The sequence below is a fragment of the Pseudoalteromonas sp. S3776 genome (assembly GCF_005886915.1).
In the GTDB taxonomy this organism is placed as follows: Bacteria; Pseudomonadota; Gammaproteobacteria; order Enterobacterales; family Alteromonadaceae; genus Pseudoalteromonas.
In genome coordinates this window covers 1-391 of the sequence record NZ_PNCU01000122.1, presented here as the reverse complement: position 1 = coordinate 391, position 391 = coordinate 1, and the positions used below count along the sequence as shown (strand labels likewise).

At 52.4% G+C, this 391-nt stretch carries 1 protein-coding gene; it reads left to right on the top strand.

Going from position 1 to position 391, the window contains the following annotated elements; genetic code table 11:
* Positions 1-183 precede the first annotated feature (183 nt).
* Positions 184-391, top strand: a 208-nt coding sequence (locus CWC16_RS20080) for a hypothetical protein (protein WP_212747453.1), incomplete at its 3' end; no start/stop codon positions are given.

Below are 391 nucleotides of genomic sequence, written 5' to 3'. Positions count from 1 at the left end.
TCTCCGGAGTCGTTAGACCTGGTGCATGTATCGATGTCTCTTGCGCGGAACTCGGGAGACCCTGTCTGTGATTCGCACTTTTCCATGCGGGTCAGGTTCGGTGAAGTCTGTGGACGAAGACCGGACGCTTACGCAGGCAGGGAGTCAGATAGTTTCATAGTAGTGAGGAAACTGGCGAATAAAGTGCAGGTAAACACACCAGGCCACGGCGGAGCCGGTGGAGCGAAGGGAACTAACCGTCAAAAAGAGCGTGACAAGCCGATCCAGACTGTAACACAGAGTGCAGAAGGATGGACGACAGGGCTATCACGTCTACATACAGCAGCAAAACTGGATCGGTCGCTGCAATTCAAAAACCTGCTTCATCATATTACTCCTGAGTTGGTGGTGA